This window comes from Albidovulum marisflavi (genome assembly GCF_025751435.1).
Lineage (GTDB): Bacteria > Pseudomonadota > Alphaproteobacteria > Rhodobacterales > Rhodobacteraceae > Albidovulum > Albidovulum marisflavi.
Map to the genome: position 1 here is coordinate 1,618,222 of NZ_JAOWKY010000001.1, position 24,562 is coordinate 1,642,783.

General features: G+C 64.3%; 27 protein-coding genes. 9 read left to right on the forward strand and 18 right to left on the reverse strand.

The genetic code is table 11. The features are described from left to right. Nucleotides 1-5: 5 nt before the first annotated feature. The 4 genes from pdhA to OEW28_RS07905 form a co-directional block, all read right to left on the reverse strand. Nucleotides 6-995: a pyruvate dehydrogenase (acetyl-transferring) E1 component subunit alpha gene (gene pdhA / locus OEW28_RS07890; protein WP_263734153.1), complete on the reverse strand. Its 990-nt coding sequence runs from the start codon at nt 993-995 to the stop codon at nt 6-8. 116 nt (nt 996-1,111) lie between these two features. Then, nucleotides 1,112-1,414 carry a septum formation initiator family protein gene (locus OEW28_RS07895; protein ID WP_263734154.1) on the reverse strand — a complete coding sequence of 101 codons (303 nt, stop codon included), beginning with the start codon at nt 1,412-1,414 and terminating at the stop codon, nt 1,112-1,114. A 97-nt stretch (nt 1,415-1,511) separates the two neighbouring features. Next, nucleotides 1,512-2,402, reverse strand: coding sequence for a fructose bisphosphate aldolase (locus tag OEW28_RS07900; protein WP_263734155.1), 891 nt, complete (start codon nt 2,400-2,402; stop codon nt 1,512-1,514). Nucleotides 2,403-2,751: 349 nt separating this feature from the next. Next, nucleotides 2,752-3,942, reverse strand: a complete 1,191-nt coding sequence (locus OEW28_RS07905) for a phosphoglycerate kinase (protein ID WP_263734156.1) — start codon at nt 3,940-3,942, stop codon at nt 2,752-2,754. Between the two features lie 151 nt (nt 3,943-4,093). Between OEW28_RS07905 and OEW28_RS07910 the strand changes: the two genes are divergently transcribed. Continuing rightward, nucleotides 4,094-4,600: a peptidylprolyl isomerase gene (locus tag OEW28_RS07910; RefSeq protein WP_263734157.1), complete on the forward strand. Its 507-nt coding sequence runs from the start codon at nt 4,094-4,096 to the stop codon at nt 4,598-4,600. Further along, nucleotides 4,593-5,201, forward strand: a complete 609-nt coding sequence (locus OEW28_RS07915) for a peptidylprolyl isomerase (RefSeq protein WP_412174782.1) — start codon at nt 4,593-4,595, stop codon at nt 5,199-5,201. The genes OEW28_RS07910 and OEW28_RS07915 overlap by 8 nt, the downstream gene beginning before the upstream one ends. Before the next feature lie 72 nt (nt 5,202-5,273). Here OEW28_RS07915 and OEW28_RS07920 read toward each other — a convergent pair whose 3' ends face one another. Both OEW28_RS07920 and tyrS read right to left on the reverse strand, forming a co-directional pair. Further along, nucleotides 5,274-5,996 carry a heparan-alpha-glucosaminide N-acetyltransferase gene (locus tag OEW28_RS07920; RefSeq protein ID WP_263734158.1) on the reverse strand — a complete coding sequence of 241 codons (723 nt, stop codon included), beginning with the start codon at nt 5,994-5,996 and terminating at the stop codon, nt 5,274-5,276. A gap of 15 nt (nt 5,997-6,011) precedes the next feature. After that, nucleotides 6,012-7,262: a tyrosine--tRNA ligase gene (gene tyrS / locus OEW28_RS07925; RefSeq protein ID WP_263734393.1), complete on the reverse strand. Its 1,251-nt coding sequence runs from the start codon at nt 7,260-7,262 to the stop codon at nt 6,012-6,014. Between the two features lie 61 nt (nt 7,263-7,323). On the opposite strand from tyrS, the gene OEW28_RS07930 reads away from it, so the two are divergent. Next, the gene (locus OEW28_RS07930) at nt 7,324-8,436 is read left to right on the forward strand and encodes an anhydro-N-acetylmuramic acid kinase (RefSeq protein WP_263734159.1); all 1,113 of its coding nucleotides are present in this window, start codon (nt 7,324-7,326) and stop codon (nt 8,434-8,436) included. A gap of 6 nt (nt 8,437-8,442) precedes the next feature. On the opposite strand, the gene rarD is transcribed toward OEW28_RS07930, so the two are convergent. The 3 genes from rarD to OEW28_RS07945 all read right to left on the reverse strand — a co-directional run bounded on the left by rarD (nt 8,443) and on the right by OEW28_RS07945 (nt 10,789). After that, a complete protein-coding gene (gene rarD / locus OEW28_RS07935) occupies nt 8,443-9,357 on the reverse strand; it encodes an EamA family transporter RarD (RefSeq protein ID WP_263734160.1) in 915 nt (304 codons plus the stop codon). Nucleotides 9,358-9,432: 75 nt separating this feature from the next. Further along, nucleotides 9,433-10,323, reverse strand: a complete 891-nt coding sequence (locus OEW28_RS07940) for a fatty acid desaturase (protein WP_263734161.1) — start codon at nt 10,321-10,323, stop codon at nt 9,433-9,435. 43 nt (nt 10,324-10,366) lie between these two features. Next, complete coding sequence (locus tag OEW28_RS07945; protein WP_263734162.1) at nt 10,367-10,789, reverse strand: cupin domain-containing protein; 423 nt, start codon at nt 10,787-10,789, stop codon at nt 10,367-10,369. A 101-nt stretch (nt 10,790-10,890) separates the two neighbouring features. Between OEW28_RS07945 and OEW28_RS07950 the strand changes: the two genes are divergently transcribed. Then, entirely contained in the window at nt 10,891-11,661 is a 771-nt protein-coding gene (locus tag OEW28_RS07950) for an SDR family NAD(P)-dependent oxidoreductase (protein ID WP_263734163.1), read from the forward strand. A gap of 10 nt (nt 11,662-11,671) precedes the next feature. Here the strand turns inward: OEW28_RS07950 and OEW28_RS07955 are convergent, their stop codons facing one another. From OEW28_RS07955 to OEW28_RS07970, 4 genes are all read right to left on the reverse strand, one after another. Next, nucleotides 11,672-12,007, reverse strand: coding sequence for a YrdB family protein (locus OEW28_RS07955; RefSeq protein ID WP_263734164.1), 336 nt, complete (start codon nt 12,005-12,007; stop codon nt 11,672-11,674). A gap of 11 nt (nt 12,008-12,018) precedes the next feature. Next, nucleotides 12,019-13,296 carry a phosphopyruvate hydratase gene (gene eno / locus OEW28_RS07960; RefSeq protein WP_263734165.1) on the reverse strand — a complete coding sequence of 426 codons (1,278 nt, stop codon included), beginning with the start codon at nt 13,294-13,296 and terminating at the stop codon, nt 12,019-12,021. 73 nt (nt 13,297-13,369) lie between these two features. After that, nucleotides 13,370-14,245: a DMT family transporter gene (locus OEW28_RS07965; protein WP_263734166.1), complete on the reverse strand. Its 876-nt coding sequence runs from the start codon at nt 14,243-14,245 to the stop codon at nt 13,370-13,372. 5 nt (nt 14,246-14,250) lie between these two features. Next, entirely contained in the window at nt 14,251-14,673 is a 423-nt protein-coding gene (locus tag OEW28_RS07970; RefSeq protein ID WP_263734167.1) for a Fur family transcriptional regulator, read from the reverse strand. 155 nt (nt 14,674-14,828) lie between these two features. On the opposite strand from OEW28_RS07970, the gene OEW28_RS07975 reads away from it, so the two are divergent. Further along, nucleotides 14,829-15,716, forward strand: coding sequence for a DMT family transporter (locus tag OEW28_RS07975; RefSeq protein ID WP_263734168.1), 888 nt, complete (start codon nt 14,829-14,831; stop codon nt 15,714-15,716). Here the strand turns inward: OEW28_RS07975 and OEW28_RS07980 are convergent. Further along, nucleotides 15,694-16,395: an endonuclease/exonuclease/phosphatase family protein gene (locus OEW28_RS07980; RefSeq protein ID WP_263734169.1), complete on the reverse strand. Its 702-nt coding sequence runs from the start codon at nt 16,393-16,395 to the stop codon at nt 15,694-15,696. The genes OEW28_RS07975 and OEW28_RS07980 overlap by 23 nt on opposite strands. A gap of 65 nt (nt 16,396-16,460) precedes the next feature. Between OEW28_RS07980 and OEW28_RS07985 the strand changes: the two genes are divergently transcribed. Next, complete coding sequence (locus tag OEW28_RS07985; protein ID WP_263734170.1) at nt 16,461-17,105, forward strand: hypothetical protein; 645 nt, start codon at nt 16,461-16,463, stop codon at nt 17,103-17,105. 6 nt (nt 17,106-17,111) lie between these two features. Here OEW28_RS07985 and OEW28_RS07990 read toward each other — a convergent pair whose 3' ends face one another. From OEW28_RS07990 to OEW28_RS08005, 4 genes are all read right to left on the reverse strand, one after another. Next, a complete protein-coding gene (locus OEW28_RS07990) occupies nt 17,112-18,536 on the reverse strand; it encodes a protein adenylyltransferase SelO (RefSeq protein ID WP_263734394.1) in 1,425 nt (474 codons plus the stop codon). A gap of 9 nt (nt 18,537-18,545) precedes the next feature. Beyond that, the gene (locus tag OEW28_RS07995; RefSeq protein ID WP_263734171.1) at nt 18,546-18,995 is read right to left on the reverse strand and encodes a GNAT family N-acetyltransferase; all 450 of its coding nucleotides are present in this window, start codon (nt 18,993-18,995) and stop codon (nt 18,546-18,548) included. Then, complete coding sequence (locus OEW28_RS08000; protein ID WP_263734172.1) at nt 18,992-19,927, reverse strand: nucleoside hydrolase; 936 nt, start codon at nt 19,925-19,927, stop codon at nt 18,992-18,994. The genes OEW28_RS07995 and OEW28_RS08000 overlap by 4 nt, the downstream gene beginning before the upstream one ends. 114 nt (nt 19,928-20,041) lie before the next feature. Further along, a complete protein-coding gene (locus OEW28_RS08005; protein WP_263734173.1) occupies nt 20,042-21,046 on the reverse strand; it encodes a Fe(3+) ABC transporter substrate-binding protein in 1,005 nt (334 codons plus the stop codon). A 187-nt stretch (nt 21,047-21,233) separates the two neighbouring features. On the opposite strand from OEW28_RS08005, the gene OEW28_RS08010 reads away from it, so the two are divergent. The 3 genes from OEW28_RS08010 (at nt 21,234) to OEW28_RS08020 (ending at nt 24,502) form a co-directional block, all read left to right on the forward strand. Next, nucleotides 21,234-23,198 carry a heme lyase CcmF/NrfE family subunit gene (locus OEW28_RS08010; protein WP_263734174.1) on the forward strand — a complete coding sequence of 655 codons (1,965 nt, stop codon included), beginning with the start codon at nt 21,234-21,236 and terminating at the stop codon, nt 23,196-23,198. 5 nt (nt 23,199-23,203) lie between these two features. Beyond that, complete coding sequence (locus tag OEW28_RS08015) at nt 23,204-23,656, forward strand: cytochrome c-type biogenesis protein (RefSeq protein ID WP_263734175.1); 453 nt, start codon at nt 23,204-23,206, stop codon at nt 23,654-23,656. 69 nt (nt 23,657-23,725) lie between these two features. After that, on the forward strand, nt 23,726-24,502 hold the full coding sequence (locus OEW28_RS08020) for an enoyl-CoA hydratase-related protein (RefSeq protein ID WP_263734176.1): 777 nt from the start codon (nt 23,726-23,728) through the stop codon (nt 24,500-24,502). Nucleotides 24,503-24,562: the final 60 nt, after the last annotated feature.

The window sequence follows — 24,562 nt, forward strand, 5'->3', positions numbered from 1 at the left end:
CCCCCTCACGCGTATATGTCGGTCCAAAGCTCTTCGAGCGCCGGCTCGGGGCTTTCTTTCGAGAACTCGGCAGCCTCGTTGACGACTGCCTTGATTTCCTTGTCGATGGCCTTCAGGTCGTCCTCTGTCGCATGCTTGCCCTGCAACAGCAGATCGCGCACATGCTCGATCGCGTCGCGTTCGTCGCGCATCTTCTGGACTTCTTCGCGGGTGCGATACTTCGCGGGGTCCGACATCGAGTGCCCACGATAGCGGTAGGTCATGACCTCCAGGATGTAGGGGCCCTTGCCCTCGCGGCAGTGCGACACTGCCTTTTCACCTGCGGCCTTGACGGCCAGCACGTCCATCCCGTCAACCGTTTCACCCGGAATTCCGAATGCGAGGCCGCGCGTGTGCAGTTCGGGGGTGGAGGTCGAGCGCCTCTGGGCCGTGCCCATGGCGTATTGGTTGTTCTCGATCACAAAGATCACCGGCAGCTTCCAAAGCGCCGCCATGTTGAATGTCTCGTAGACCTGGCCCTGGTTGGCCGCGCCGTCGCCGAAGTAAGTGAAGGTCACCCGACCGTTGCCCTTGTACTTGTCGGCGAAGGCCAGGCCAGCCCCAAGGGGAACCTGCGCGCCCACGATCCCGTGGCCGCCATAGAAGTGCTTTTCCTTGGAAAACATGTGCATCGAACCGCCTTTGCCCTTGGACAGCCCGCCCTCGCGCCCGGTCAGTTCCGCCATCACGCCTTTCGGGTCCATTCCGCACGCCAGCATGTGCCCGTGGTCACGGTAGGATGTGATGCGTTTGTCGCCCTCTTCGGCAGCGGCCTCCAGCCCGACGACAACCGCTTCCTGACCGATGTACAGGTGACAGAAGCCGCCGATCAGGCCCATGCCGTAGAGTTGGCCGGCCTTTTCCTCGAATCGCCGGATCAACAGCATTTCGCGGTAGTAGGAAAGCAGCTCTTCTTTCGATGTGTTTGATTTCGCTGCGCCTTTTCTTGCGGCCATAGCGGCAACCTCCCAATGGCGGAAAAGTAGTTCAACGTTGAACTATTCTTACTGCATAGAAGGCGAAAGTGCGAGCGAAATTTCCGCTCCGCGTGTCAAAGATTGCCCCGGCGCGATCAGCGAATGACCAGTTCGTCGGAACGAAGCAGGCCAAGCACATCGCGCGCCTGCTGGTCGAGCAGGTCAAGATCCAGATAATCGTCCGAAAGGCGGCGGGTCAGGTTCGCCATCCGCGTCACCTCGTGCTGCAGGCGATCGCGCTCTTCGATCAGGCTGGCTTTCTCGGCGCCGATCTGCACACGGCGAAACACGCCGAAATCCCCTTGCACAGCGGCGAAGGTGAAATAGAAGGCCGCCGCCATGGCCCCTGCATAGTAAAGGACCGGCCCGATCCGGGGGGAGTTGCGTGTCGCGCTCATGATTTGCCTCGCTGCCACCTCTGACGGGCGACTGCGAGGCATAATGGCACAGGTGATTCGCTAAGGGAATCCCCTGATTTGTATCGTGAAAGCCGGTTCAGGTGATCGACGCGTCGTAGATCGACTGGATGGCGTGATCCAGCTTTGCATCAAACTCTTCATCCGACTGCTGTGCAGACAAACCTTCGGTCAATGCGCGCGAGAAGCTCGCGATCATGCCGTTGTTCTTCGCCAGATGTGCGTTTGCCTCCTCACGGCTGTAGCCGCCGGACAGGGCCACGACGCGCATGACCTTGGGGTGATCCACGAGTGGCTTGTAGAGGTTCGGATTTGTCGGCAGCGTCAGTTTCAACATGACCTCGGTGCTTTCGGGCAGCGCGTCCAGTTGCTTGAGGATTTCGGCCAGAAGAATGTCCTCGGCTTCTGCCTTGTCGGGGATGGAGATCGTGACCTCAGGCTCGATGATCGGCATCAGGCCATGCGCCAGAACCTGTCGCGCCAGATCGAATTGCTGCGCCACGCAGTCGGCAATGCCCTTGGGATTTGCGGCATCGATGACCGAACGCTCCTTGGTGCCGAAGATCCCGGCCTTGACGGCGCGTTCCAGCAGCGCGTCAAGTCCGCCGATGGGCTTCATCAGCTTCACGCCATCGGTATCGCCTTCAAGCCCCTTGTCGATCTTCAGGAATGGTACGACGCCGCGGTCTTCCCAAAGGTACCGGGCCGCCGGTTTTCCGCCGATCTCGCCGTCCATGGTTCTCTCGAAAAGGATCGCGCCCACCACCCGGTCACCAGTGAAGGCGGGGGAGGTCGCAATACGGCTGCGCATCTCGTGAATCAGCTGGAACATCTCTTCGTCATTCGACCAGGCGCCCTCCGCGATGCCGTAAAGTTTCAACGCCTTGGGCGTGGAGCCGCCGCTCTGATCAAGGGCTGCGATAAAACCCTTGCCCGTGCGCATCTGTTTCGCCTGATCCTGCCGTGCCATCATTCTCTCCGCCGAGGATTTCCTGGGCTCGTGGCCCTCGAACGACTCTTAGGCGAGCGTTGGGGGCGATGCAAATGTGGTGGCGTTAACAATGGCCCTGGGAAAGGGCATCCCTACGCATGTCGAAACCACCTTTCCTGAGGATCAGGGCAGCTCGAATTTTCTGGATACGCTTCCGGGTGTTCTGCCACTGAAAAAGGGGGGGCGTCCAGCTTTGGTCATCGTCGCGAAAGCCAGGCGACGCGTAAACGGCCAGAACGCCCCAATCTCCCGTTTGCCATGACGGCCTATGCAAGCACAGCCATGGAACTGGCGTCCCAGGCCCGTGCCGGCCAGTGCACTGGTCCGTTCATTCCGCCAGCGCGGCGACCCCCGGAAGGACCTTGCCCTCCATCCACTCAAGGAAGGCGCCGCCAGCGGTCGAGATGTAGGTGAAATCCCCCGCGACCCCGGCCTTGTTCAGTGCGGCGACCGTGTCGCCGCCGCCGGCGACCGACACCAGTCGCCCCGCCTTGGTCAGCTTTGCGGCCTTGCGCGCCGCCGCGTTCGTCGCCGCGTCGAAAGGCTCGATCTCGAAGGCGCCCAATGGGCCGTTCCAGATCAGGGTCCGGCACTGTTCGAAGACAGCGCCGATGGCGGCGACCGACTCCGGACCGGCGTCAAGGATCATGGCGTCCTCGGGGCAGGCATCGGCCGGGACAACCTGGCTTGCAGCGCCCGCCGCGAACTCTTTCGCGACGACAACATCGGTGGGAAGGTGTACCGCGCACCCGCTTTCCAGCGCCTTCGCAAGGATCGACCGCGCGGTCTCGGCCATGTCGTGTTCAGCCAGCGATTTGCCCACTCCGACGCCCTTGGCGACCAAGAAGGTGTTGGCCATGCCGCCGCCGATGATCAGGTGATCGACCTTGGTGACAAGGTTTCCCAGCAGGTCGAGTTTGGTCGAAACCTTGGCCCCCCCGACCACCGCGGCGACGGGCCGCTCGGGATCGCCAAGCGCGGCGTTCAACGCCTTCAGCTCCGCTTCCATAAGCCGGCCCGCGCAGGAGCGCATGATCTTCGCGATCCCCTCGGTCGAGGCATGGGCCCGGTGCGCGGCAGAAAAGGCATCGTTGACATAAACCTGTCCAAGCGCAGCCATGCTGGCGGCCAGCACCGGGTCGTTCTTTTCCTCGCCCTTGTGGAAACGCGTGTTTTCCAGAAGCACCACATCTCCCGGCTTCATCGCCGCGACAGCCTTCTTGGCAGGGCCGCCGATGCAGTCCTCGGCAAAGACGACAGGTCGTCCAAGCGCCTTTTCCAACGCGGGAACAGTGATGCGAAGGCTCATTTCGGGCACGACCTGACCCTTGGGGCGCCCGAAGTGGGCCAGCAGCACGGGTCGCCCGCCCGCTTCAAGGATGTCGTTGACCGTGGGCACGATCTTTTCGATGCGCGTCGCGTCGGTAACCTGGCCGGCTTCCACGGGGACGTTGATGTCCACACGGACAAGCACCGTCTTGTCCTGCAGGTCCATGTCATCGAGGGTTTTCCAGCGCATCGCGGTATCCTTTCATATGCGGGTCCAGCCCCCGCCTTTCCCGCCCATTCAGCGCAACATTCGGCAAAGGTCAACCGAAGCCGTCGCTTTGCCCTTCCAATACGCCCGCACCCGCACTAGGTTCCGCGAAACTTTTCGCGAGGAGACCATAATGGCCGAGATCAAGGATCCCGAGAACACCATCATCATCGAACTGAAGGACGGCCCCGTCGTGATCGAGCTTCTGCCCGATGTGGCTCCCAAACACAGCGAGCGGATGAAGGAGCTGGCGCGCGCGGGCAAGTACGACAACGTCGCCTTCCATCGCGTGATCGACGGCTTCATGGCCCAAACGGGCGACGTGGAGCACGCGAACATGGAGCAGGGCTGGAATCCGCGCCGCGCGGGAACCGGTGGTTCGGACCTGCCGGACCTGCCCGCCGAATTCTCCGGCGTCCCGCATGACCGCGGAACGCTGGGTGCGGCGCGGTCGCAGAACCCGAACTCGGCCAACAGCCAGTTCTTCATCAACTTCAAGGACAACCACTTCCTGAACCGCCAGTATACGGTTTACGGTCGTGTGATTGCGGGAATGGAACATGTCGACAAGATCCAGCGCGGCGAGCCGCCGATGAACCCCGACCGCATGATCTCGGTCAAGGTGGCTGCCGATGCGTGATCCGCGGCTTATTGCGGGTGGTCTTTTCGCAGCGGGCTTCCTCGCGCTTGGAACCATGGTTGCGGTCGCCCAGTCTGGGACCGAAGCCGACACGACCGACGGCCCCGGCCCCAACCTCGTGATCGAGGTCACTGGCCAAGCGACCGGTCGTGTCGTCATCGACCTGCTTCCCGAGGTGGCGCCGCTGCACGTCAAGCAGATCACGGCGATCGCCGAAGCCGGCGGCTATGACGGCGTTGTCTTTCACCGCGTGATCGACGGTTTCATGGCGCAGACCGGCGACGTGCAGTTCGGCAAGTCGGGTGGAGATCTCTCCATGGCCGGCATGGGCGGGTCAGAGCTTCCCGACATTCCCGCAGAGTTCTCTGCCGAACCGTTCCTGCGGGGCACCGTCGGCATGGCGCGCTCGCAAAATCCCGACAGCGCGAATTCACAGTTCTTCATCATGTTCGCCCCGGGCGAGTTCCTGAACGGCCAATACACGGTCGTGGGCCATGTGATCGAAGGGATGGATGTCGTCGATCAGATCAAGCGCGGCGAAGGTCAGAGCGGGGCGGTTTCCGATCCCGACGTCATGGTCGACGTGACCGTCGCGAACTGATCCTTCCCTCAGCCGAATTGTGACGCACAGGCTCCGCCCCGGTGAATCCAGGGCGGAGTTTTCATTTCGAGCCTAGCCCCGATGCAACAGTTGTGCGACGCACCAGACCAGCCCTATCAGGATCGGCTGATGGACAAGATAGATCATCAGGCTATGCCGGCCCGCCCAGGCCACCGGGCGCAGGGCCCGCATGCCACCCGCTGACAACGGCAACCGTTTCAGAACGCCGGTTTGTCCCAGGGCCATGCCCGCCAGAAATGGTGCGAACCAGGGCAGCACAGGCTCAAAATCCGCGGCCGCCCGCCAGACCGTGGAAAGGCCTGTCCACCAGAGCCAGGGACTGTTGAAGGCTTCATCGCGCAAAGCCGCTGGGGCGAACAGGACCAGACCCGAGGCAATGGCGGTCCACAGGGCGGGAACCCGAAGAAAGATCAGGCCCAGGATGCTGGCTGCAGCGACCGAGTGAAGGATGCCGAAGTAGACGAACTTTCCCGGCATGGCCAACCATGTTGCCGCCGATACCAGCATCGCCGCCGCGATTAGAACCGCAAGGCGCCGAAGAAAGGCCCGCGGGCGAAATGACCGCCCATGGGCAAGCCACATGCTGACGCCTGCAAGAAACAGGAAGGCCCCCGCGACCGCGCGGGCAAGGACCCACCAGAAGCCGCTGAACGGCACCGCCGCGTCAATGAACCCAAAGATCGCAAGGTCGTAGGTCAGGTGAAAGGCCACCATCCCGACCAGCGCACCGCCGCGCGCCAGGTCGACCGCGACGATGCGTTGCGCGGTGGCCACGACGCCGCCCGCCGACTAGCCCAGCACCACAAGCGCGTGACGCTTCTTGCCTGCCGTCAGCTTCAGGGGCTCAACCAGGTGGCTTGCGCCGAACATCTGGCCGGCGTCCGTCGCCAGGTCGTCATTCACTCGTGCGCCGCCCTCGGCGATCAGGCGCTTCGCGTCCTTGCCCGATTTCGCCAGGCCCGAGCGCACGATCAGCTGCGCCAGGCTGATGCCGTCGCCCAGTTCTTCCGGCGTCAGCTTCAGCGTCGGCAGATCCTCACCCACGCCGCCCTTTTCAAAGACCTCGCGCGCTGTCGCCTCGGCCGCGGCCGCCGCCTCTGCGCCGTGGGCCAGGGTCGTCACCTCATTCGCAAGGATCACCTTCGCCTGGTTGATCTCGGCCCCCTCGAGCGAACCCAGCCGCTCGCATTCGTCAAGCGGAAGCTCGGTGTAGAGCTTCAGGAAACGCCCGACGTCGGCATCCGTGGTGTTGCGCCAGAACTGCCAGAACTCGTACGGGCTCAGCATTTCCGCGTTCAGCCAGATCGCGCCGGAGGCCGACTTGCCCATTTTCTTGCCGTCCGAGGTGGTCAGCAGCGGCGAAGTAAGGCCATAGATCTCCCTGTCCAGAACCCGGCGTGTCAGGTCGATCCCGTTGACGATGTTGCCCCACTGGTCCGAGCCGCCCATCTGCAAAAGGCAGCCGTAGCGGCGGTTCAGCTCAAGGAAGTCGTAGGCCTGGAGGATCATGTAGTTGAATTCGAGGAACGACAGCGACTGTTCGCGGTCCAGCCGCGATTTCACGCTTTCGAACGACAGCATCCGGTTGACGCTGAAATGCCGGCCGATGTCGCGCAGGAAATCAAGGTAGTTAAGCTCGTCCAGCCACTCGGCGTTGTTCAGCATCAGGGCGTCGGTCGGCGCGCTGCCGAACGCGACGTAGGCGGAAAAGACGCGCTTGATGCCTGCGATGTTGTCGTCGATCTGCGCCGGTGTCAGAAGCGGCCGCTCCTCGGCGCGGAACGAAGGATCGCCGACCTTGGTCGTGCCGCCACCCATGAGGACCAGGGGCTTGTGCCCGGTCTTCTGAAGCCAGCGCAGCATCATGATCTGGATCAGGGATCCCACATGCAGCGATTTCGCGGTCGCGTCGAAGCCGATGTAGGCGGGAACCACCCCCTTTGCCAAAGCCTCGTCCAGGCCCTGATAATCGGTGCAGTCGGCCAGAAAGCCGCGCTCGATCATCACGCGCATGAAATCGGATTTCGGATGGTAGGTCATCGCCGCTTGTCCCATAGATTGCGCCTTGCGTATATCTGTGGGGGCGGGCGAGGAAAAGGGCATGATGAAATCCGGTTCCATCTGGGCGCTTGGCGCCATGTCAGGAACCTCGCTCGACGGGGTCGATGCGGCGTTGGTGCTGACCGACGGCCACCGGATCGAGGCCTTCGGCGACACGGCCTATCGCCCGTACTCCGAGGATGAAAGCATCGTGATCCGCGCGGCCTTCGGGCAATGGCCGGGCGGGCCGGGCGTGTCGGCCGCCGCGCGCGTGATCGAGGCCGCCCACGCCGAGGTCATGGCCTCCCTGGCCGCCGACGCGGAGCTTGTAGGATTTCACGGCCAGACCCTGGCCCACGATCCAGGCGGGCGGCGCACCCATCAGGCCGGTGACGGGGCGCGGCTGGCGGAGCTTCTGAACAGGCCCGTGGCCTGGGATTTCCGTTCCGCGGATATGCATCTGGGCGGGCAGGGGGCGCCGCTTGCCCCCTTCTTCCACTTCGCCTGCGCGCGCTGGATGAATGCCCGCGCGCCCCTTGTCTTCCTGAACCTCGGCGGTGTCGGGAACCTGACATGGGTCGATCCCACCCAACCCGCGCCCGAGGTGCCCGGGGCTTGCCTCGCGTTCGACACGGGCCCGGCGAACGCACCCGTGAATGATCTCATGGTGATGCGCCTGGGTCTTTCATATGACAGCGCCGGTCGGATCGCCGCCGACGGCAAGGTCGACCGGGGTGTTATCGCGCGCTTCCTGGATCATCCGTATTTCCTGAAGATGCCGCCGAAGTCGCTGGATCGGAACGACTTCCACGGGCTTCTGGACATGGTTGCCGATCTGTCGGACGCCGATGCAGCCGCCACGCTGACTTGTGCCGCTGCCGTGGCTGTGGGACTGGCCGCCGATCATTTCCCCCTGCCGCCCGAGCGCATTCTTGTCACCGGCGGCGGGCGCCACAACGTGACGCTGATGGCGATGCTGGACGATGAACTCGACGCGCCCGTTTCGCCCGTCGAGGAGGTGGGGCTGGATGGCGACATGCTTGAGGCGCAGGCCTTCGCCTATCTTGCCGTTCGTGTGGCGCGTGGAATGCCGACATCCTGTCCCACGACCACGGGCGTCGGGGCGGCAGTGGGCGGCGGGTTGATCAACTATCCGCCCGCAATCGAGATATAGACGGCTTTAAACCGCGACGCGCCGGCGGCCGCGCACCATCGCCGTGGTGTAGATCGCCAGCGCAGCCCAGATCAGGGGGAACGCGATCTTGCGAGTCGTATCGAATTCCTCGCCGAAGACGAAGACCGCGGTCAGGAAGATCATGGTTGGCGCGATGTACTGCATGATCGCGATGGTCGACAGCGTCAGCCGTTTTGCGCCGTTTGCGTAAAGCACCAGCGGAACCGCTGTGACGACGCCGCAACCTGCAAGCATCCAGCTATCGAAGGTCGAACCTGCAAGCAGATGGCCCTGCCCGCTACCGGCAAGCCACACCACATAGGCCAGCGCCGGGGGCGTCAGCAGCAGCACCTCCAGCATGAAGCCCTGATTTGGTCCGATCGGCAGCCACTTCTTGAAAAAGGCGTAGCAACCCCAGGTCAAGGTCAGCGCCAGCGCGGCCATCGGCAGGCGCCCCGCCTCGATCGTCAGGATCGCCACGGCAAGCGCGGCCAGCGCGATTGCCAGCCACTGCAGCCTGGACAGCCGTTCGCCCAACAGCGCCGCGCCGAGAAAGACCGAGAACAGCGGGTTGATGTAATAGCCAAGCGCCGCGTCCAGCGCATGGCCCGACCCGATCGCCCAGACATAGATCCCCCAGTTGAGCGAAATCAGCGCCGCCGTAACGGCCGCCATGCCCAGCATTCGTGGCGTGCGCAACGCACGCATCAGATCCGCGGTGCGGCCCGTCGCGATCAGGATCGCGCCGGCCACCGGAACCGACCACAGGACGCGGTGAGCGATCACCTCTTGCGGCGGGATATGCGCCAGCGCCTTCATGTAAAGCGGCAGGAATCCCCAAAGCACGTAGGCCGCAAGCGCGAACAGGAAGCCCGGCAAGGTGTCGCCAGTCTGAATTCCCGGTGTCCGTACCTCTGCCATCGCGACCCCCCTGGCTCGCGGCCTGACTAGCGGAACGCTCCGTTGCCCGCCACCGTCACTTTGTCACCGACACATTCAGCGCAGCCGCCGCGCCAGGTAGTCGCGCGTGAAGGTGGTGTATCCCCTGGCCGTCACCTTCAGGTTCTGCCGCATCAGCTGGTGCAGGTCAGGCAGGCGGTGGAAGGGCACCGCGGGAAAGACGTGATGTTCCACGTGGTAGGGCATGTTCCAGGCCAGAAACCGGATAAGGGCGTTGGTGAACGTGGTGCGGGTATTCTCGAACATGTTGGCCACAAAGGCGCAATCGCCATGTTCGGCCAGCAGGTAAAGCCTAAGGAAAGGCTGCCCGATCACGATGGGCAGCAGCCATACCCAAAGCAGAAGCGGCGACCACCAGAGCGACATGGCCGCAAGCGCGTAGAGACCAAGCATGATACGCGCTTCGCGGTTCATCCGGGGCAGGGCGCGCTCGGGCAGGTAGGCCGCCCGCTCCCGGTCCGTCGTCAGGCGCAGGATCAGCGCCAGATTGGCGCGCCACAGCGGCAGACCGGAGACATGCAGGATCCATTGGCCGGGCGTCCTGGGCTTGGTGCCCTCAAGCTCCGGATCCTGTCCCGGAATGTTTGTGAAACGATGATGGGCCAGGTGAAAGTAGCGAAACCACTCGAACGGCAGGAAGATCAGCAGCCCACTGACCCGCCCGACCCAATCCGACAGCGCCGGTGAACGGAAGGGCGTCCGGTGCGTGCATTCGTGCTCCAGCGTGAAAAGAAAGACGATCAGGATGCCCTGAACCGGCAGAAGCAGCGGCCAGAGCGGAATCTGGAGCGCGATCAGCGTTCCAAAAAGCGCAATCAGCCCGCCGTGCAGGGCCAGATGGATGAGCCCCGCCCAGTCACTGGTTCGCGTCAGATCGGCCTTGTGGTCGGGGGACAGGCCGGAAAGAAAGTCTCGGTGATCCGCCATTTCGCGCCTTATGCGTCGTTTTCCGTTCAGGCCCGCGAAATGGTCAGCCGCGGGAGATGTCGAAATCGGGTGCCGCAAGCTCGAAACCCTCGAAACGGAAGCCCGGCGAAACGGTGCAGCCCACCAGCGTCCAGTCGCCGGTCGTCCGCGCGGATTGCCAGTGTTCAGCGGGGACCACGATCTGGGGCCTTTCCCCCTCCAAGATATGCTTTCCAAGCACACTGTCCGTGGCGGGCCCTTTTTCCGTTTCTGATGTGGAAACTATCGCAGGGGAGCCTGCGTAATGGTGCCAAATCTCATCGGCATCGACGCGGTGCCAGTGGCTCCGCTCGCCCGCGGGCAGTAGGAAGTAGATGCAGGTGCCCGACGGGCGGCCCTCTCCAGGCGCAACCCATGTTTCGCGGTACCAGCCCCCTTCAGGGTGCGGCCGCAGGTCCAGCGTCTGAATGATATCATCGGCAGTCATGGATTGGACCATGACGCCAGTCCGGACCGCCCGCAAGCCCGTTGCTTGCCGATGCTTCGGGCAGCTAGTCTGGAGTGGAGTGACCTGGCGGGGAGACGGACATGGCGGGAGTGCGGGGCAGGGTGGCGCTTGTGACCGGGGCGGGCAGCGGCAGCGGCATCGGTTTTGCCTGCGCCAAGGTGCTGAAGGCGCAGGGGGCGAAGGTCGCGATCACCTCGACCACCGACCGCATCCACGACCGGCACGCAGAGCTTGGGGCCGACGGTACCTTCGCCACGACCGCCGACCTGACGCGTCAGGCAGACGTGGACCGGCTTGTTGCCCAGACCGAGGCCGCGCTTGGGCCGATCGAGATCCTTGTGAACAACGCAGGCATGGTGCAGACGGGGCACGATACCGAGTCCCTTGGTCTGGCGGACACGCCCGACGCCGACTGGGCCTGCGGCATCGACATCAACCTGACCTCGGTCTTTCGCATGACGCGGGCGGTGCTGCCGGGCATGACGGCGCGCGGCTACGGACGCATCGTCCAGATGTCCTCGGTCACGGGGCCGGTGGTCGGCATTCCCACATCGTCGATCTACGCCACGGCCAAGGCCGGCATCCTGGGCATGACGCGCGCCCTGGCGATCGACGTAGGTCCAAAGGGGGTGACCGTGAACTGCGTCGGCCCGGGATGGATTCAGACCGGATCGTCCAGCGAGGCCGAGATCACGGCTGGCCGCTACACGCCGCTGGGTCGTCCCGGCCGCCCCGAAGAAGTGGCCCACGCCGTCCTGTTCCTCGCCGCAGAGGAGGCAAGCTACATGACCGGTCAGCTGATCGTCGTGGATGGCGGCAACACGATCCAGGAATACAAGGTCGCGCTGTAAGGGCGTGGCGCTAAAGAACGCCAAGGCGCACCGCCAGCGCCAGTTGGGTGGCCGCAAAGGCCGCGAAAACGGCAGCCTGAACCGGGCCGTAGACCAGGGCCGTGGCCGTGGCGCCAACGGCGATGGCCCCGATCTTGAACAGAATCAATCCGCTGTCGCCAAGCCTTCGTGCCGACTTGGGTGCCGCAAACAGCCCCCAAAGCGCAACCACGAGCGTCGTTGCGATCAGGGCGAGCGGCCAGCGTAACAGCGCGGCGTCGCTGGCCGCGTAGCCGGCCCGTGCCACAGCCCAGACCAGCCACGCCTCGATCAGCAAAGCCAAAGCGTTGTTGAGCGCAAGGCCCATGCCTGCATGCCTTATCCGCGCAGGATCGACCGGCCCGCGTATTCTGCGGTTTCGCCCAGCATCTCCTCGATCCGGATCAGCTGGTTGTATTTCGCAAGCCGGTCCGAGCGCGCAAGCGATCCGGTCTTGATCTGGCCGCAGTTGGTGGCGACCGCGAGGTCGGCGATGGTTGCGTCCTCGGTCTCGCCCGAACGGTGGGACATGACGTTGGTGTAGCGCGCACGGTGGGCCATATCGACGGCCTGAAGCGTTTCGGTCAACGTGCCGATCTGGTTGACCTTGACCAGCATGGAGTTCGCCACGCCCTGCTTGATCCCCTGCGACAGGCGTGCGGGGTTCGTCACGAACAGGTCGTCGCCTACCAGTTGGCATTTGCTGCCCAGAACGTCGGTCAGGTGTTTCCAGCCGGCCCAGTCATCCTCGGCACAGCCGTCCTCGATCGAGATGATCGGATAATCGGCGACCAGCGCTGCCAGGTAGTCGACGTTTTCCTCGGGTGACAGGGTCTTGCCTTCGCCGGACAGGACATACTTGCCGTCCTTGAAATACTCGGTCGAGGCACAATCCAGCGCAAGGTAGATGTCGTCGCCAGGTTTGTAGCCCGCCTTCTCGATCGCCTTCAGGATGAAGTCCAGCGCCGCGCGGGTGGACGACAGGTTGGGGGCAAAACCACCCTCGTCTCCGACGCCCGTGGCCAGGCCCGCCGCCGAAAGTTCCTTCTTCAGCGTATGGAAGACCTCGGATCCCATGCGCACCGCGTCGCCGATGTTCGCGGCGGCGACGGGCATGATCATGAATTCCTGGATGTCGATCGGGTTGTCGGCGTGTTCGCCGCCGTTGATGATGTTCATCATCGGCACCGGCAGGACGCGGGCGTTTGTGCCGCCCACGTAGCGATAAAGCGGCTGACTGGTGAAATCGGCCGCGGCCTTGGCGACAGCGAGCGACACGCCAAGGATTGCGTTCGCGCCCAGACGGGCCTTGTTCGGCGTGCCGTCAATTTCGATCATCAGGCGGTCGATTTCGACCTGTTCGGTCGCGTCCGCGCCCAGCAGGTTTTCCGCGATCTCGCCATTCACGGCCGCGACCGCCTCAAGCACGCCTTTGCCCAGATAGCGTGTCTTGTCGCCATCGCGCTTTTCAACCGCTTCGTGCGCACCCGTGGACGCCCCCGAGGGAACCGCGGCGCGGCCCAGTGTTCCGTCCTCAAGCGTCACGTCGACCTCGACGGTCGGATTGCCGCGGCTGTCGAGGATTTCGCGGGCGTGGATGTCGATGATCGTGCTCATGAGGCTCTCCCTGGCGCCGGAAATGACTGTTGCGGCGGTGTTTACGCGCTTGCCCGCGCGAGGGAAAGAGGAATCAGGCAACCTGAAGCGTTAGCGCTAACCGTCGTTCGCGAACATAGGTGTAGAATGCGGCGCCAACGATCACCGCGGCGCCGGCCAGCGTCATCGCGTCCGGGTGCTCGGCAAAGACGACGACACCGATCCCAAGCGACAGCACAAGCCGGGCATAGCGGAAGGGCATCAGCGCGGACGCCTCTGCCAGCCGCATCGCGGCGACGATGGCATAGTAGCCGGTAGTGGAGGCGGCGATCATCAAGGCGATCATCCACAACTCGTTGCTGCCCGGCATGATGGGGCGTTCCCCAAGTGCGATCAGGACCGCGCCGGCCACTGCCGCGGCCAGGAAGCCGTAGAAGGATACTGCGACCGACGGGACGTGCGGGGGTATGCGCCGCGTGACCAGGTCGCGCATGGCGATGACGATGACCGTGATGACGACAAGAAGCGCCTCGATCCGGAAACCTTCGGTTCCGGGGCGTATGATCATCAGGACGCCCGCGAACCCCAGGAGGACGGCGATCCAGCGCCGCCATCCGACGCGCTCTCCCATGAAGATCGCGGCGCCGGCCGTCACGGCAAGGGGTGTGGCCTGGAACACTGCGGCGACCGTCGACAAGGGCAGGAGCGACAGGGCAGTGACGAAGGTCAGCGCGCCGAAACCTTCGCCGACGGTTCGCAGAAGAACGACTGGCACAAGCCCCGCGCGGACCGTCGCGGCCCTGCCACCATCCCCCGCCGCGATGAAGAAGACAAGCGCGCCGGCAACCCCGACGATCACCAGGATCTGACCGATGGGCAGGGTTTGCGACAGCAGTTTTATCAGCGCGTCCTCGATGGAAAAGACAACCATCGCGTAGAGGATAAGAGCGATGCCGCGGAGGTTGGACATCCCACTCAGCCCTTTTTCCGGGGCTTTACAGGAACGCCGAAAAGCTCCATCCGGTGGCCCTTGAGCTTGTATCCCAAGCGCGCGGCGATCTTTTCCTGAAGCGCCTCGATCTCCGGGTCGCAGAACTCGATCACCTCGCCCGTGTTCAGGTCGATCAGGTGGTCGTGATGCGCCCGCTCGGCATCCTCGTAGCGCGCGCGGCCATCGCCGAACTCATGCTTTTCAAGGATCCCCGCCTCTTCGAAAAGCCGCACGGTCCGGTAGACCGTGGCCAGCGAAATCTTGGGGTCGACGACACAGGCGCGGGCATAAAGCTCTTCGACATCGGGATGGTCGTCCGACTCCTCCAGCACGCGCGCGATCACCCGACGCTGTTCGGTCAGTCTGAGGCCCTTGGCCTCGCAGCGCGCGATGATGCTTTTCGCCATGCGTCCGGTTCCCCGAGTCCGATGCCGGGTTTAAGCCCATAGCGACCAAGGTTAAAGCGCGTTTTTCCCGTTCCGGGAGCCCCGGTTTCGGGCCGCCGGCCCTTGACATCGGGGCGTCAAGCGCTTCCGGTCGCGCAGGCGGTCGAGGGGGGAACATGGAGCGCAGCAACGGCATCGACGCTTTCGGGGCAGTCGCGCTTGGCGGATTTGCCCTGTTCCTGGCGTTCAACCAGATCATCATCAAGATGGTCAACGCGGGGCTTCAGCCGGTGTTCTTCGCGGGGTTGCGATCGCTGATCGCCGTGGTGGCGCTTTGGGGCTGGATGCGCTGGCGTGGACGCCCGGCGCGGCTTTCGCGCGACATGGCGGGGCCCGGGGTCGCGGTGGGGCTCGTCTTCGGGTTCGAATTCCTGTTCATGTTCCTTGCGCTTGACCTTACCACGGTGACGCGAACGGCCGTCCTTCTGTATTCGATGCCGGTCTGGATGGCGCTGGCCGCGCATTTCCTGCTGCCAGGCGAACGGTTGAACGGGATGCGCATCGTCGGTCTTGCCGCGGCCTTTTCCGGCGTTGCTCTTGCGCTCAGCGATCGCGTCCCCGGCGGACAGTCAAGCTTGGCCGGTGACCTTTGCGCGGTCGTCGCGGCGATGTGCTGGGCCGCGATCGCGATCCTGGCGCGCGCCACGCGATTGGCGCGGCTGCGCCCGGACATGCAGTTGTTCTGGCAGGTGCTTGTGTCGGTGCCTCTGTTGCTTTTGGCCGCGCCGTTCTTCGGCCCCTTCATCCGGGATCTTCAACCCATTCACCTGGCGGGGCTGCTCTATCAGGGCGTGGTCGTCGTAGCGGCGGGCTTCGCCTTCTGGCTTTGGCTTCTGTCCGTCTATCCGGCCTCGGGCGTGGCAAGCTTTGCTTTCCTGACCCCGGTCTTCGGCGTCGCGCTTGGCTGGCTGCTTTTGGACGAACCCGTCGGGCCGCGGCTGTTCGCGGCGCTGATCCTGGTCGCCGTGGGGATCGTCCTGATCAACCGTCCAAGGAAAGCGTGACGTCGGCCCAGACCGGCAGGTGATCCGAGGCGATCCGAGCGAGCGTCGAGGCATGAACGCCCGCTTGTTTCAGATGCCAGCCCTCCGACAGCCCGATCCGGTCAAGTCGTCCGATCGGCCGCGCCGCGGGAAAGGACCGGCCGGGTGCGTGAACGCGGAAGTCATCGGTCAAGGGGGTCATGCCGTAGCGCGACGACCATTCGTTGAAATCGCCCAGGATTGCCGTCGGCATGACCGCGCGGGCCGATACAGCGGCCCGGATCGCCGCCATCTGCATCAGCCTGTAGCGGCGCAGAAGCCCCAGATGGGCGCCGATGATGCGAAAGCGCAGGCCGTCGCAGGCCAGTTCGGCCATCAGTGCGCCACGCGGCTCAAGCCCAGGCAAGAGGATGCGGCGGATTTCCGTGACCTCGATGCCCTGCCTCAGCAGGATCGCCTGCCCATGCCAGCCCAGGCTTGGACTTTCCGGGGCGAAATCGGGAACATGGTAGCCGGTCTCATGCTCGACCAGGGGCAGGGGCAGGGCCGCCGGGCGGCTGCCCAGTCGTAGGTCGACCTCCTGAAGCGCGACGATGTCGGCGTCGACCTCGTTGATGACATCGATGATCCGATGCGGCTTGCGGCGGCGGTCCAGACCCACGCACTTGTGGACGTTGTAAGAGGCGAGACGCAGTTTCATGGTCCCGGTGTAGCGCCCCCGGCGCGGGACTTGAAGCCGTACAAGGTCGCACCTTTCTTTCTTTGATGTTGTACCGTCGCATCCTGCGTCAGCCGATACTGGTCCAGATGATCTGGGCGGTGCTGGTCGTAGCGTTCGTCCTGGCGCTGTTCCAGGGCCGCTGGTCGCTTGCCTTCGTGTCCGCCGCGACCTTTGGCCTGTCGATCCTTCCCGTCGTCGCTTCGCGCCGGTTCGGGATACGCCTGCCGGTCCGTTTCTTCGCCTGGATCGTGCTTTTCATCTTCGGCACGATCTTCCTGGGCGAGGCGTTTGATTTCTACCATCGCTACTGGTGGTGGGACGTGATCCTGCACGGCGGCTCGGCAGTGGGCTTCGGGCTGGCCGGGTTCCTGTTCGTCTTCATGCTTTTCAAGGGCGACCGCTATGCCGCGCCGGCCTGGGCCGTCGCCTTCATCAGCTTCTGCTTTGCCCTGTCCATTGGCACGCTGTGGGAAATCTTCGAGTTCGCGATGGACCAACTCTTCGGTTTCAACATGCAAAAGTCTGGCCTGCTCGACACCATGGGGGATCTGATCGTGGACACGATCGGGGCCAGCATCGGCGCGATCGCGGGCCTCGCCTACCTGAAAGGGCAAGAGCTTGGCGGACTGACCGCGGCGCTTAGGGAATTCATTGCCGCCAACCGCCGCCTGTTTCGCAAGCGGCGGTAGGACGGATCAGGTTCCGCAGAACGTGCGGCGGACCTCTTCTTCGGGCAGGGGCGCAAGCGCATAGGCCGCGTCTTCTTCCCGGTCCTCGAAGGGGCGCGCAAGCACGGCGTTCAGCCGGTGGAACGGGGCATGGTCGCCCGACGTTGCGGCACGGATCGCTTCCTCAACACGGTGGTTGCGGGGAATGTAGGCGGGGTTCGCGGCCTGCATGACCGCTTGGGGATCGTGCTCATCGGCGATGCGCGTGCGCCAGACCTGTTCCCATTCCGCGAAAAGCGTGGTGTCGGCGAACTCGGCCACGGCCAGGCCAGTGCCCAGTCCGCGGAAAACCCTTGTGAAGTCGGCGCCCTGTTCCGCCATGATATCAAGTAGCCCCGCAATCAGGGCATAGTCACCATCCGCCGCGGTGGTGATCCCGATCTTCGCGCGGAACAGGCGGAGCCATTCGTCTTCGTAGATCGCGGGAAAGCGGTTGATGCTGTCGCTCGCGGCCTCGACCGCGGTGGCTTCTTCGCCCATCAATGGCAGCAGGCAGGATGCGAACTGCGCCAGGTTCCAGACCGCGATCCGCGGCTGGTTGCCATAGGCGTAGCGTCCGAACTGATCGATCGACGAAAAGACCTTGCGCGGGTGGTAGGCATCCATGAAGGCACAGGGGCCGTAGTCGATGGTCTCTCCGGATACGGCCATGTTGTCGGTGTTCATCACCCCGTGGATGAACCCCAGGCTCATCCACCGCGCGATCAGCCGCGCCTGACGCGCGGTCACTTCATCCAGCAGCCCAAGCGGCCCCTCCACATCCGGATAATGGCGCTGGATGACGTGGCGGGTCAGGATGTCCAAAGCCTCGGCGTCTTCGCGCGCCGCGAAATACTGAAACGTGCCGACCCGGATATGGCTGGCGGCCACACGCGTCAGAACCGCCCCGGGAAGGGCGGAGTCGCGCAAGACCGGCTCGCCCGTCGTCACCGCGGCCAGGGCCCGCGTGGTCGGCACGCCGAGCGCGGCCATGGCCTCGGACAGGATGTATTCCCGGATCACCGGGCCGATCCAGGCACGCCCGTCTCCGCTGCGCGAAAACGGCGTCCGTCCCGCGCCTTTCAGCTGAATGTCGAAGCGGCGCCCGTCCGGCGCCACAACCTCGCCCAGAAGGATCGCGCGCCCGTCGCCAAGCTGCGGCACCCATCCGCCGAACTGGTGTCCGGCGTAGGCCTGCGCCAGCGGTTGCGCGCCCCCAGGCACGGTGTTGCCGGCAAGGGCCGCGATCGCCTCGGGGGTGCGCAGCGCGTCTGGATCCAGCCCCAGGTCGCGCGCCAGCGCATCGTTGACCGCGATCAGGCCAGGATCGGCCACGGGAACGGGGTTCTGCCGCACATGGAAGCGGTCCGGCAGCCGCGCATAGGAATTGTCGAAGGGCAGGGCTAAGGTCATGTTCATAATCTAGAGCTGTCTGGTCATGAGAAAATAGCGATCCCGCGCCTGAAAGCCCTCACGCTCGTAAAATCTCTGTGCGTCACGGTTGTCTCGCGCCACTTCCAGGTGCAGGGCGACAACGCCGCGCACCTTCAGTTCCGCGCTCAGGTGGGCAAGCGCCGCGCGGCCAACACCCTGCCCGCGCGCCTCTGGCAGAACGAAAAGTTCGTCGACGAACGCATCTGGCCCGCCAAGTTCGATCGACCAGCCAAGCCCCATCGCGATGTAGCCCACCGGCGCCGCGCGCGGTCCGATCAGCCACACCGCACCAAGTTTCGTGCCGTCCAGAAGCGGAACCAGCGCCGCACGGCGAAACGCCTCTGACGTCTCGATCCCCTCGAAGTCTTGATAGGCCGCGACCAGAGGCAAAAGCCGATCCAGATCCTCTGGCGCGGCGAGCGTCAGCAAAACGGTCAAAGCCGCGCCAACCGTTCGGTCAGGATTTCAAAAAACCCGTCCCGGTCGATGCCGCCCAGGAACATCGCGTTGGGTTCCCGTCCCGTCACGCGCCACCAGTCCGCCACCGTCATGCCCACGGTGAATTCACCCTTGGTCTCGATCATCACGTTGACGTGGCGGCCCGTGAACAGTTCGGGCTTGAGCAGATAGCCGATGACACAGGCGTCATGCAGCGGCGCGCCCTGGCTGCCGTACTTCGCCATGTCGAAGCGTTCGAAGAAATCGGTCAGACCCGCCACGGCATTGCCGACGCTCGTGCCCATCGCGCGCAGCCGTTCGACCCACGCCCGCGATGTCAGCGCCTTGTGCGTGACGTCCAGCGGAACAACCACGATCGGTACGCCTGCCGAAAACACGATGTCCGCGGCCTCCGGATCGACATAGATGTTGAATTCGGCAGCGGGCGTGACGTTGCCCACCTCGAAATAGGCCCCGCCCATCAGGACGATCTCTGCCACGCGGTTCACAATGTCGGGGGCGCGTTCAAAAGCCGTCGCTATGTTTGTCAGGGGGCCCAGCGGGCAGAGCGTCACCGTTCCCGGCGCTTCGCGCCGCAACGTGTCGATCAGGAAGTCGACGGCATGGTCGGGCTGCAGGGGCATTCCCGGCTCGAAAAGCTCGATCCCGTCAAGGCCGGACTTGCCGTGCACATATTCGGCCGTGACAAGCTTTCGCACCATGGGCCGGTCGCAGCCCGCGTAGACACGCACCTCAGGTCTGCCCGCGATCTCGCACACGATGCGGGCGTTTCGCGCCGTAAGGTCCAGCGGAACATTGCCCGCGACTGCCGTTATGCCCAGAACATCAAGCTCTGGCGAGGCCAGCGCCAGCAGGATCGCAACCGCGTCGTCCTGCCCAGGATCGGTGTCGATGATGATCTTGCGCGCCATGTCCAGCCCTCCGAGGCGCCGAATTTGGCCCGGTGGCGCCGGCTTGTCCAGCGCCAAAGGAAAGACCCCGGCAGGTTCTGCCGGGGCCTCATCTTGACAGCCGGGAAGGGAGACTCAGCCGTCGAAGTTCACTTCTTCCATGATCCGAAGCGCTGCCGGCCTAAGCTTGGCAAGTTCTGCCAGGTTCACGCTGTCTGGCGTGAAGTCGCCCCAGCTCTGGACCAGTTCCGACTTTGCGACACCCGGCTTGACCGGGAATTCGTGGTTGAGTTCGGCGTAGATCGCTTGGGCTTCGTCGGACGCAAGGAATTCCATCAGCTTCAGCGCGTCGTCGCGGTTCGGCGCGGCCTTGGTCATCGCCACGCCGGAAACGTTCACGTGGGTGCCGCCGTCCTTGAAGACCGGGTAGACGATACGAACGCTGTCGGCCCATTCCTTCTGTTCGGGATCGGCCAGCATCGCACCCATGTAGTAGGTGTTGCCAAGCGAGATATCGCATTCGCCCGCCCAGATCGACTTGACCTGGCTGCGGTCGTTGCCCTCGGGCTTGTGAGCCAGGTTGGCGCGCAGCCCCGTGGCCCATTCCTTCGCGGCCTCTTCGCCGTCATGCGCGATCACGCCGGCCATCAGGCCAAGGTTGTAGTCATGTGTGCCGGGACGGGTACAGATACGGCCCTGCCATTTCGGATCGGCCAGATCTTCGTAGGTCGTGACCTCGCCATCGGCCACCCTGTCCTTCGACGCGTACACGACCCGCGCGCGCGTCGTCAGGCCGAACCACTGGTTGCCGGGATCGCGGAACTCGGCGGGGATGCTGGCGGTCAGCACCTCGGACTCGACGGGCTGCGTCACGCCGGCGTCGACGATCTGTGCGAGCCGCGCGATGTCCACGGTCATCACCAGGTCGGCGGGGCTGCGACTGCCCTCGGACACCAGGCGCTCCACCATGCCCTTGTCGACGAAGGCCACGTTGACGTCGATGCCGGTTTCCTTGGTGAAGGCGTCGAACAGCGGCTGAACAAGCTCGGGCTGGCGATGGGAATAGACGTTCACTTCTTGCGCCAGTGCGGGCAGGGCGATCGCCATGAGCGGCAGCGACAGCATCAGCTGGGTTTTCATATCCTGAGTCCTTTTGTCGGATAGCATGCTGCTCTGTTGTATCATCGTGCGCGCCCCGTCAATACCTGAGTGAAAAAATCGGATAACAATATCGAATACCGATCACGGAGGGCGGCGGCCGGATATCCCGCGACATGCGCGCGCAGCCCATTGGCCCTGCCGCGCCGACACATTATGCTGCGTCTCCATGATAGCAGAGCTTGGCCACTTCACCCTCATCCTGGCCTTGGGCGTCGCCCTTGTGCAGGCCGTCATTCCACTGATCGGCGCCTGGAAGGGCTGGCCGGGCTGGATCGCCGTAGCGGTGCCGGCGGCCAAGATGCAGGTTGTCCTGATCGCGGCAGCCTTCGCGGCATTGACGTTCGGCTTCGTCACCTCGGACTTCTCCCTGCGCGTGGTCGTCGAAAACTCCCACACGCTGAAACCCATGCTCTACAAGGTCGCGGGCGTTTGGGGGAACCACGAAGGATCGATGCTGCTCTGGGTGCTGATCCTGGCCCTGTTCGGCGCAGCGGCAGCCGTTTTCGGCGACGGCTTGCCACCCAGGCTTCTGGCGCGGGTTCTGTCGGTCCAGGCGATGATCGGCGTGGCCTTCCTGGCCTTCATCGTGCTGACGTCGAATCCATTCGACCGCGTTGCCTTTCCGCCCTTCGACGGGCGCGATCTGAACCCGCTGCTGCAGGATCCCGGCCTGGCCTTCCACCCGCCGTTTCTCTACCTCGGGTACGTCGGCCTTTCGATGGCGTTTTCCTTTGCGGTCGCAGCGCTGATCGAAGGGCGTGTCGATGCCGCGTGGGCGCGCTGGGTGCGGCCCTGGACGCTTGCCGCCTGGATGTTCCTGACGATCGGCATCGCGCTGGGGTCCTGGTGGGCCTACTACGAACTGGGCTGGGGCGGCTTCTGGTTCTGGGATCCGGTCGAAAATGCCAGCTTCATGCCCTGGCTGCTGGCGGCGGCGCTGCTTCATTCCGCCGTCGTCGTGGAAAAGCGCGAGTCGCTGAAAAGCTGGACCATCCTGCTTGCGATCCTTGCTTTCGGCTTCTCGCTGATCGGCACGTTCATCGTGCGCTCGGGCGTCATTACAAGCGTGCACGCCTTCGCAAACGATCCGGAGCGGGGCGTGTTCATCCTGGCGATCCTTGCGGTCTTCATCGGCGGCGCGCTTACGCTTTATGCGGCGCGCGCAGGATCGCTTGAGGCGCGCGGCGTCTTCGGGCTGGTCAGCCGCGAATCGGCGCTGGTCATCAATAATGTCCTGCTGGCGGTCTCTGCCTTCGTTGTCTTCATCGGCACAGTCTGGCCGCTCTTTGCCGAGATGTTCTTTGATCGCAAGCTGTCTGTCGGGCCGCCCTTCTTCGAAAAGGCGTTCACGCCGTTCATGGTTCTGATTGCGATCCTCCTGCCCATCGGGGCGATGCTGCCGTGGAAGCGGGGATCCCTGGCAAAGACGCTGCGGCCGCTGTCGGGGGCGCTTGTCCTTGCCTTTGCACTTGGCGCATTGGCTTTCGCCCTGCAGACGGGCCGGTCCGCTCTGGCGCCGGTCGGCATCGCGTTGGGCACGTGGCTGGTCGCGGGCGCGGCCTCGGAGCTGTGGCACCGCTCCGGCCGCCGCCTTGCCCGACTCAAGCGGCTGCCGCGCGCCGACTGGGGCAAGGCCGCGTCCCATTCCGGCCTTGGCATCGTCTTCATCGGGGTTTCGACGCTCATGGCGTGGAATGTCGAGGATATCCGCGTTGCCAAGGTGGGCGAAACCTTCTCACTGGGTGACTACGACGTGACCCTTGCCGCCGTGGAAAAGAAGCAGGGCCCAAACTACATGACCACAATGGCGACGATGGAGGTCGACCTTCACGGCGAACATATCGCCACGCTTTATCCGGAAAAGCGGTTCTACCCCGTCGCCAACATGCCGACGACCGAGGCCGCAATCGACAACGGCTTCCTGCGCGACGTCTATCTCGTGATCGGAGATGAGCAGAAGGACGGTGGCTGGGCAGTGCGCACCTACGTCAAACCCTTTGCCAATTGGATCTGGGCCGGGTCGATCCTGATGGCGATCGGCGGCCTGCTCAGCCTGTCCGACCGCCGTTACAGGGTGGCGGCCGGGGCAAGACGCAGCAACGCCGCGGCGTCCCCGGCACCGGCGGAGTAGGTCGCATGAAGCGAATCCTGCTGATCCTTTTCCTTGCCGCGGCGCCGGCGCTTGCCGTGCAGCCGGACGAAATCCTGTCCGACCCCGCGCTCGAGGCGCGCGCGCGCGACATCTCCGCCGTGCTGCGCTGCCCGGTCTGCCAAGGTGAGACGATCGACGACTCCAACGCCCCTGTCGCGCGCGACCTTCGCCTTGTCGTGCGCGAACGGCTGGTTGCGGGCGACAGCGATGACGAGGTTATCGACTATGTCGTCGACCGGTTCGGAGAGTTCGTGCTGTTCGAACCCGAGGCAAGGGGCGCCAACATCATTCTGTGGTTCGCCGGCCCGGCGATGCTGCTGATCGCGATGGGCGGCGCGGCGATATACCTGCGCCGGCGCGGCAGCGCAGCCGAACCCGCGCCAGCCCCACTCAACGACGACGAAGCGCGGCGCCTTCGGGAAATCCTGAAGGAGTGACGCACCGTTCCCCTTCCCCTTCCTGCCGCTGCCGCTAATCTGTCGCCGGCAAGAAGGGGAGAGCCGGCGATGGCCTATCAGACGATCACGACCGAAGCGAACGAGGGACTGACCGTCATCACGCTCAGCCGACCCGATGTGATGAACGCGCTCAATACCCAGATGCGCGCCGAGATCACCGATGCCCTGCGCAGCGCGGCGCAAGCGGCGCGCTGCGTGGTGCTGACAGGGTCGGGGCGTGCCTTCTGCGCGGGACAGGACCTGGGCGACCGGGCGCAGATCGCCGAAATCGATCTGGAGCGCACGCTCAGGGATGAATACGAACCCATGCTGCGTGCGGTCTATGACTGCCCGGTGCCAGTCATCGCCGCCGTAAATGGCGCGGCTGCCGGCGCCGGGGCGAACCTTGCACTTGCAGCCGATGTTGTCATCGCCGCCGAAAGCGCGTTTTTCAGCCAGGCATTCACCCGGATCGGGCTTTTGCCAGACGCGGGCGGCACCTGGTGGCTGCCGCGCCAGATGGGCTTTGCCAAGGCGATGGGGGCGGCGCTGTTCGCCGACCGCATACCCGCCCGCCAGGCGGCGGACTGGGGCATGATCTGGGAATGCGTGCCGGATGCCGACTTCGCCGCGCATTGGCGCGCCAGGGCCGATCATCTGGCCAAGGGACCGACCGTCGCCTACCGCAACGTCAAAACCGCGCTCAGGGGGGCTTGGGACCGCAATCTTGACGGTCAGCTTTCGCTCGAGGCCAAGTTGCAGGGCGAATGCGGCATGACCAACGATTTCAAGGAAGGCGTCATCGCTTTCCTTGAAAAACGCCCCGCGCATTTCGAAGGCCGCTGACCCGCCAAGGGGCGCTTTTCCGCAACCCGGCCATGTCCCCGCTTGACCAAGCCCCTTTCC

Bases quoted from the DNA above. Each gene is read 5' to 3' on its own strand.
- eno (WP_263734165.1), bottom strand. From the start codon at position 13,296: ATGAGCACGATCATCGACATCCACGCCCGCGAAATCCTCGACAGCCGC.
- OEW28_RS07895 (WP_263734154.1), bottom strand. From the start codon at position 1,414: ATGAGCGCGACACGCAACTCCCCCCGGATCGGGCCGGTCCTTTACTAT.
- OEW28_RS07955 (WP_263734164.1), bottom strand. From the start codon at position 12,007: ATGGGCCTTGCGCTCAACAACGCTTTGGCTTTGCTGATCGAGGCGTGG.
- OEW28_RS07990 (WP_263734394.1), bottom strand. From the start codon at position 18,536: ATGACCTTAGCCCTGCCCTTCGACAATTCCTATGCGCGGCTGCCGGAC.
- OEW28_RS08020 (WP_263734176.1), top strand. From the start codon at position 23,726: ATGGCCTATCAGACGATCACGACCGAAGCGAACGAGGGACTGACCGTC.
- OEW28_RS07970 (WP_263734167.1), bottom strand. From the start codon at position 14,673: ATGGCGAAAAGCATCATCGCGCGCTGCGAGGCCAAGGGCCTCAGACTG.
- OEW28_RS07965 (WP_263734166.1), bottom strand. From the start codon at position 14,245: ATGTCCAACCTCCGCGGCATCGCTCTTATCCTCTACGCGATGGTTGTC.
- OEW28_RS07975 (WP_263734168.1), top strand. From the start codon at position 14,829: ATGGAGCGCAGCAACGGCATCGACGCTTTCGGGGCAGTCGCGCTTGGC.
- OEW28_RS07930 (WP_263734159.1), top strand. From the start codon at position 7,324: ATGATGAAATCCGGTTCCATCTGGGCGCTTGGCGCCATGTCAGGAACC.
- OEW28_RS08000 (WP_263734172.1), bottom strand. From the start codon at position 19,927: ATGGCGCGCAAGATCATCATCGACACCGATCCTGGGCAGGACGACGCG.
- rarD (WP_263734160.1), bottom strand. From the start codon at position 9,357: ATGGCAGAGGTACGGACACCGGGAATTCAGACTGGCGACACCTTGCCG.
- OEW28_RS07900 (WP_263734155.1), bottom strand. From the start codon at position 2,402: ATGGCACGGCAGGATCAGGCGAAACAGATGCGCACGGGCAAGGGTTTT.
- OEW28_RS07950 (WP_263734163.1), top strand. From the start codon at position 10,891: ATGGCGGGAGTGCGGGGCAGGGTGGCGCTTGTGACCGGGGCGGGCAGC.
- OEW28_RS07945 (WP_263734162.1), bottom strand. From the start codon at position 10,789: ATGACTGCCGATGATATCATTCAGACGCTGGACCTGCGGCCGCACCCT.
- OEW28_RS07985 (WP_263734170.1), top strand. From the start codon at position 16,461: ATGTTGTACCGTCGCATCCTGCGTCAGCCGATACTGGTCCAGATGATC.
- OEW28_RS07915 (WP_412174782.1), top strand. From the start codon at position 4,593: ATGCGTGATCCGCGGCTTATTGCGGGTGGTCTTTTCGCAGCGGGCTTC.
- OEW28_RS07905 (WP_263734156.1), bottom strand. From the start codon at position 3,942: ATGCGCTGGAAAACCCTCGATGACATGGACCTGCAGGACAAGACGGTG.
- OEW28_RS07910 (WP_263734157.1), top strand. From the start codon at position 4,094: ATGGCCGAGATCAAGGATCCCGAGAACACCATCATCATCGAACTGAAG.
- OEW28_RS08005 (WP_263734173.1), bottom strand. From the start codon at position 21,046: ATGAAAACCCAGCTGATGCTGTCGCTGCCGCTCATGGCGATCGCCCTG.
- pdhA (WP_263734153.1), bottom strand. From the start codon at position 995: ATGGCCGCAAGAAAAGGCGCAGCGAAATCAAACACATCGAAAGAAGAG.
- tyrS (WP_263734393.1), bottom strand. From the start codon at position 7,262: ATGACCTACCATCCGAAATCCGATTTCATGCGCGTGATGATCGAGCGC.
- OEW28_RS07940 (WP_263734161.1), bottom strand. From the start codon at position 10,323: ATGGCGGATCACCGAGACTTTCTTTCCGGCCTGTCCCCCGACCACAAG.
- OEW28_RS07980 (WP_263734169.1), bottom strand. From the start codon at position 16,395: ATGAAACTGCGTCTCGCCTCTTACAACGTCCACAAGTGCGTGGGTCTG.
- OEW28_RS08010 (WP_263734174.1), top strand. From the start codon at position 21,234: ATGATAGCAGAGCTTGGCCACTTCACCCTCATCCTGGCCTTGGGCGTC.
- OEW28_RS08015 (WP_263734175.1), top strand. From the start codon at position 23,204: ATGAAGCGAATCCTGCTGATCCTTTTCCTTGCCGCGGCGCCGGCGCTT.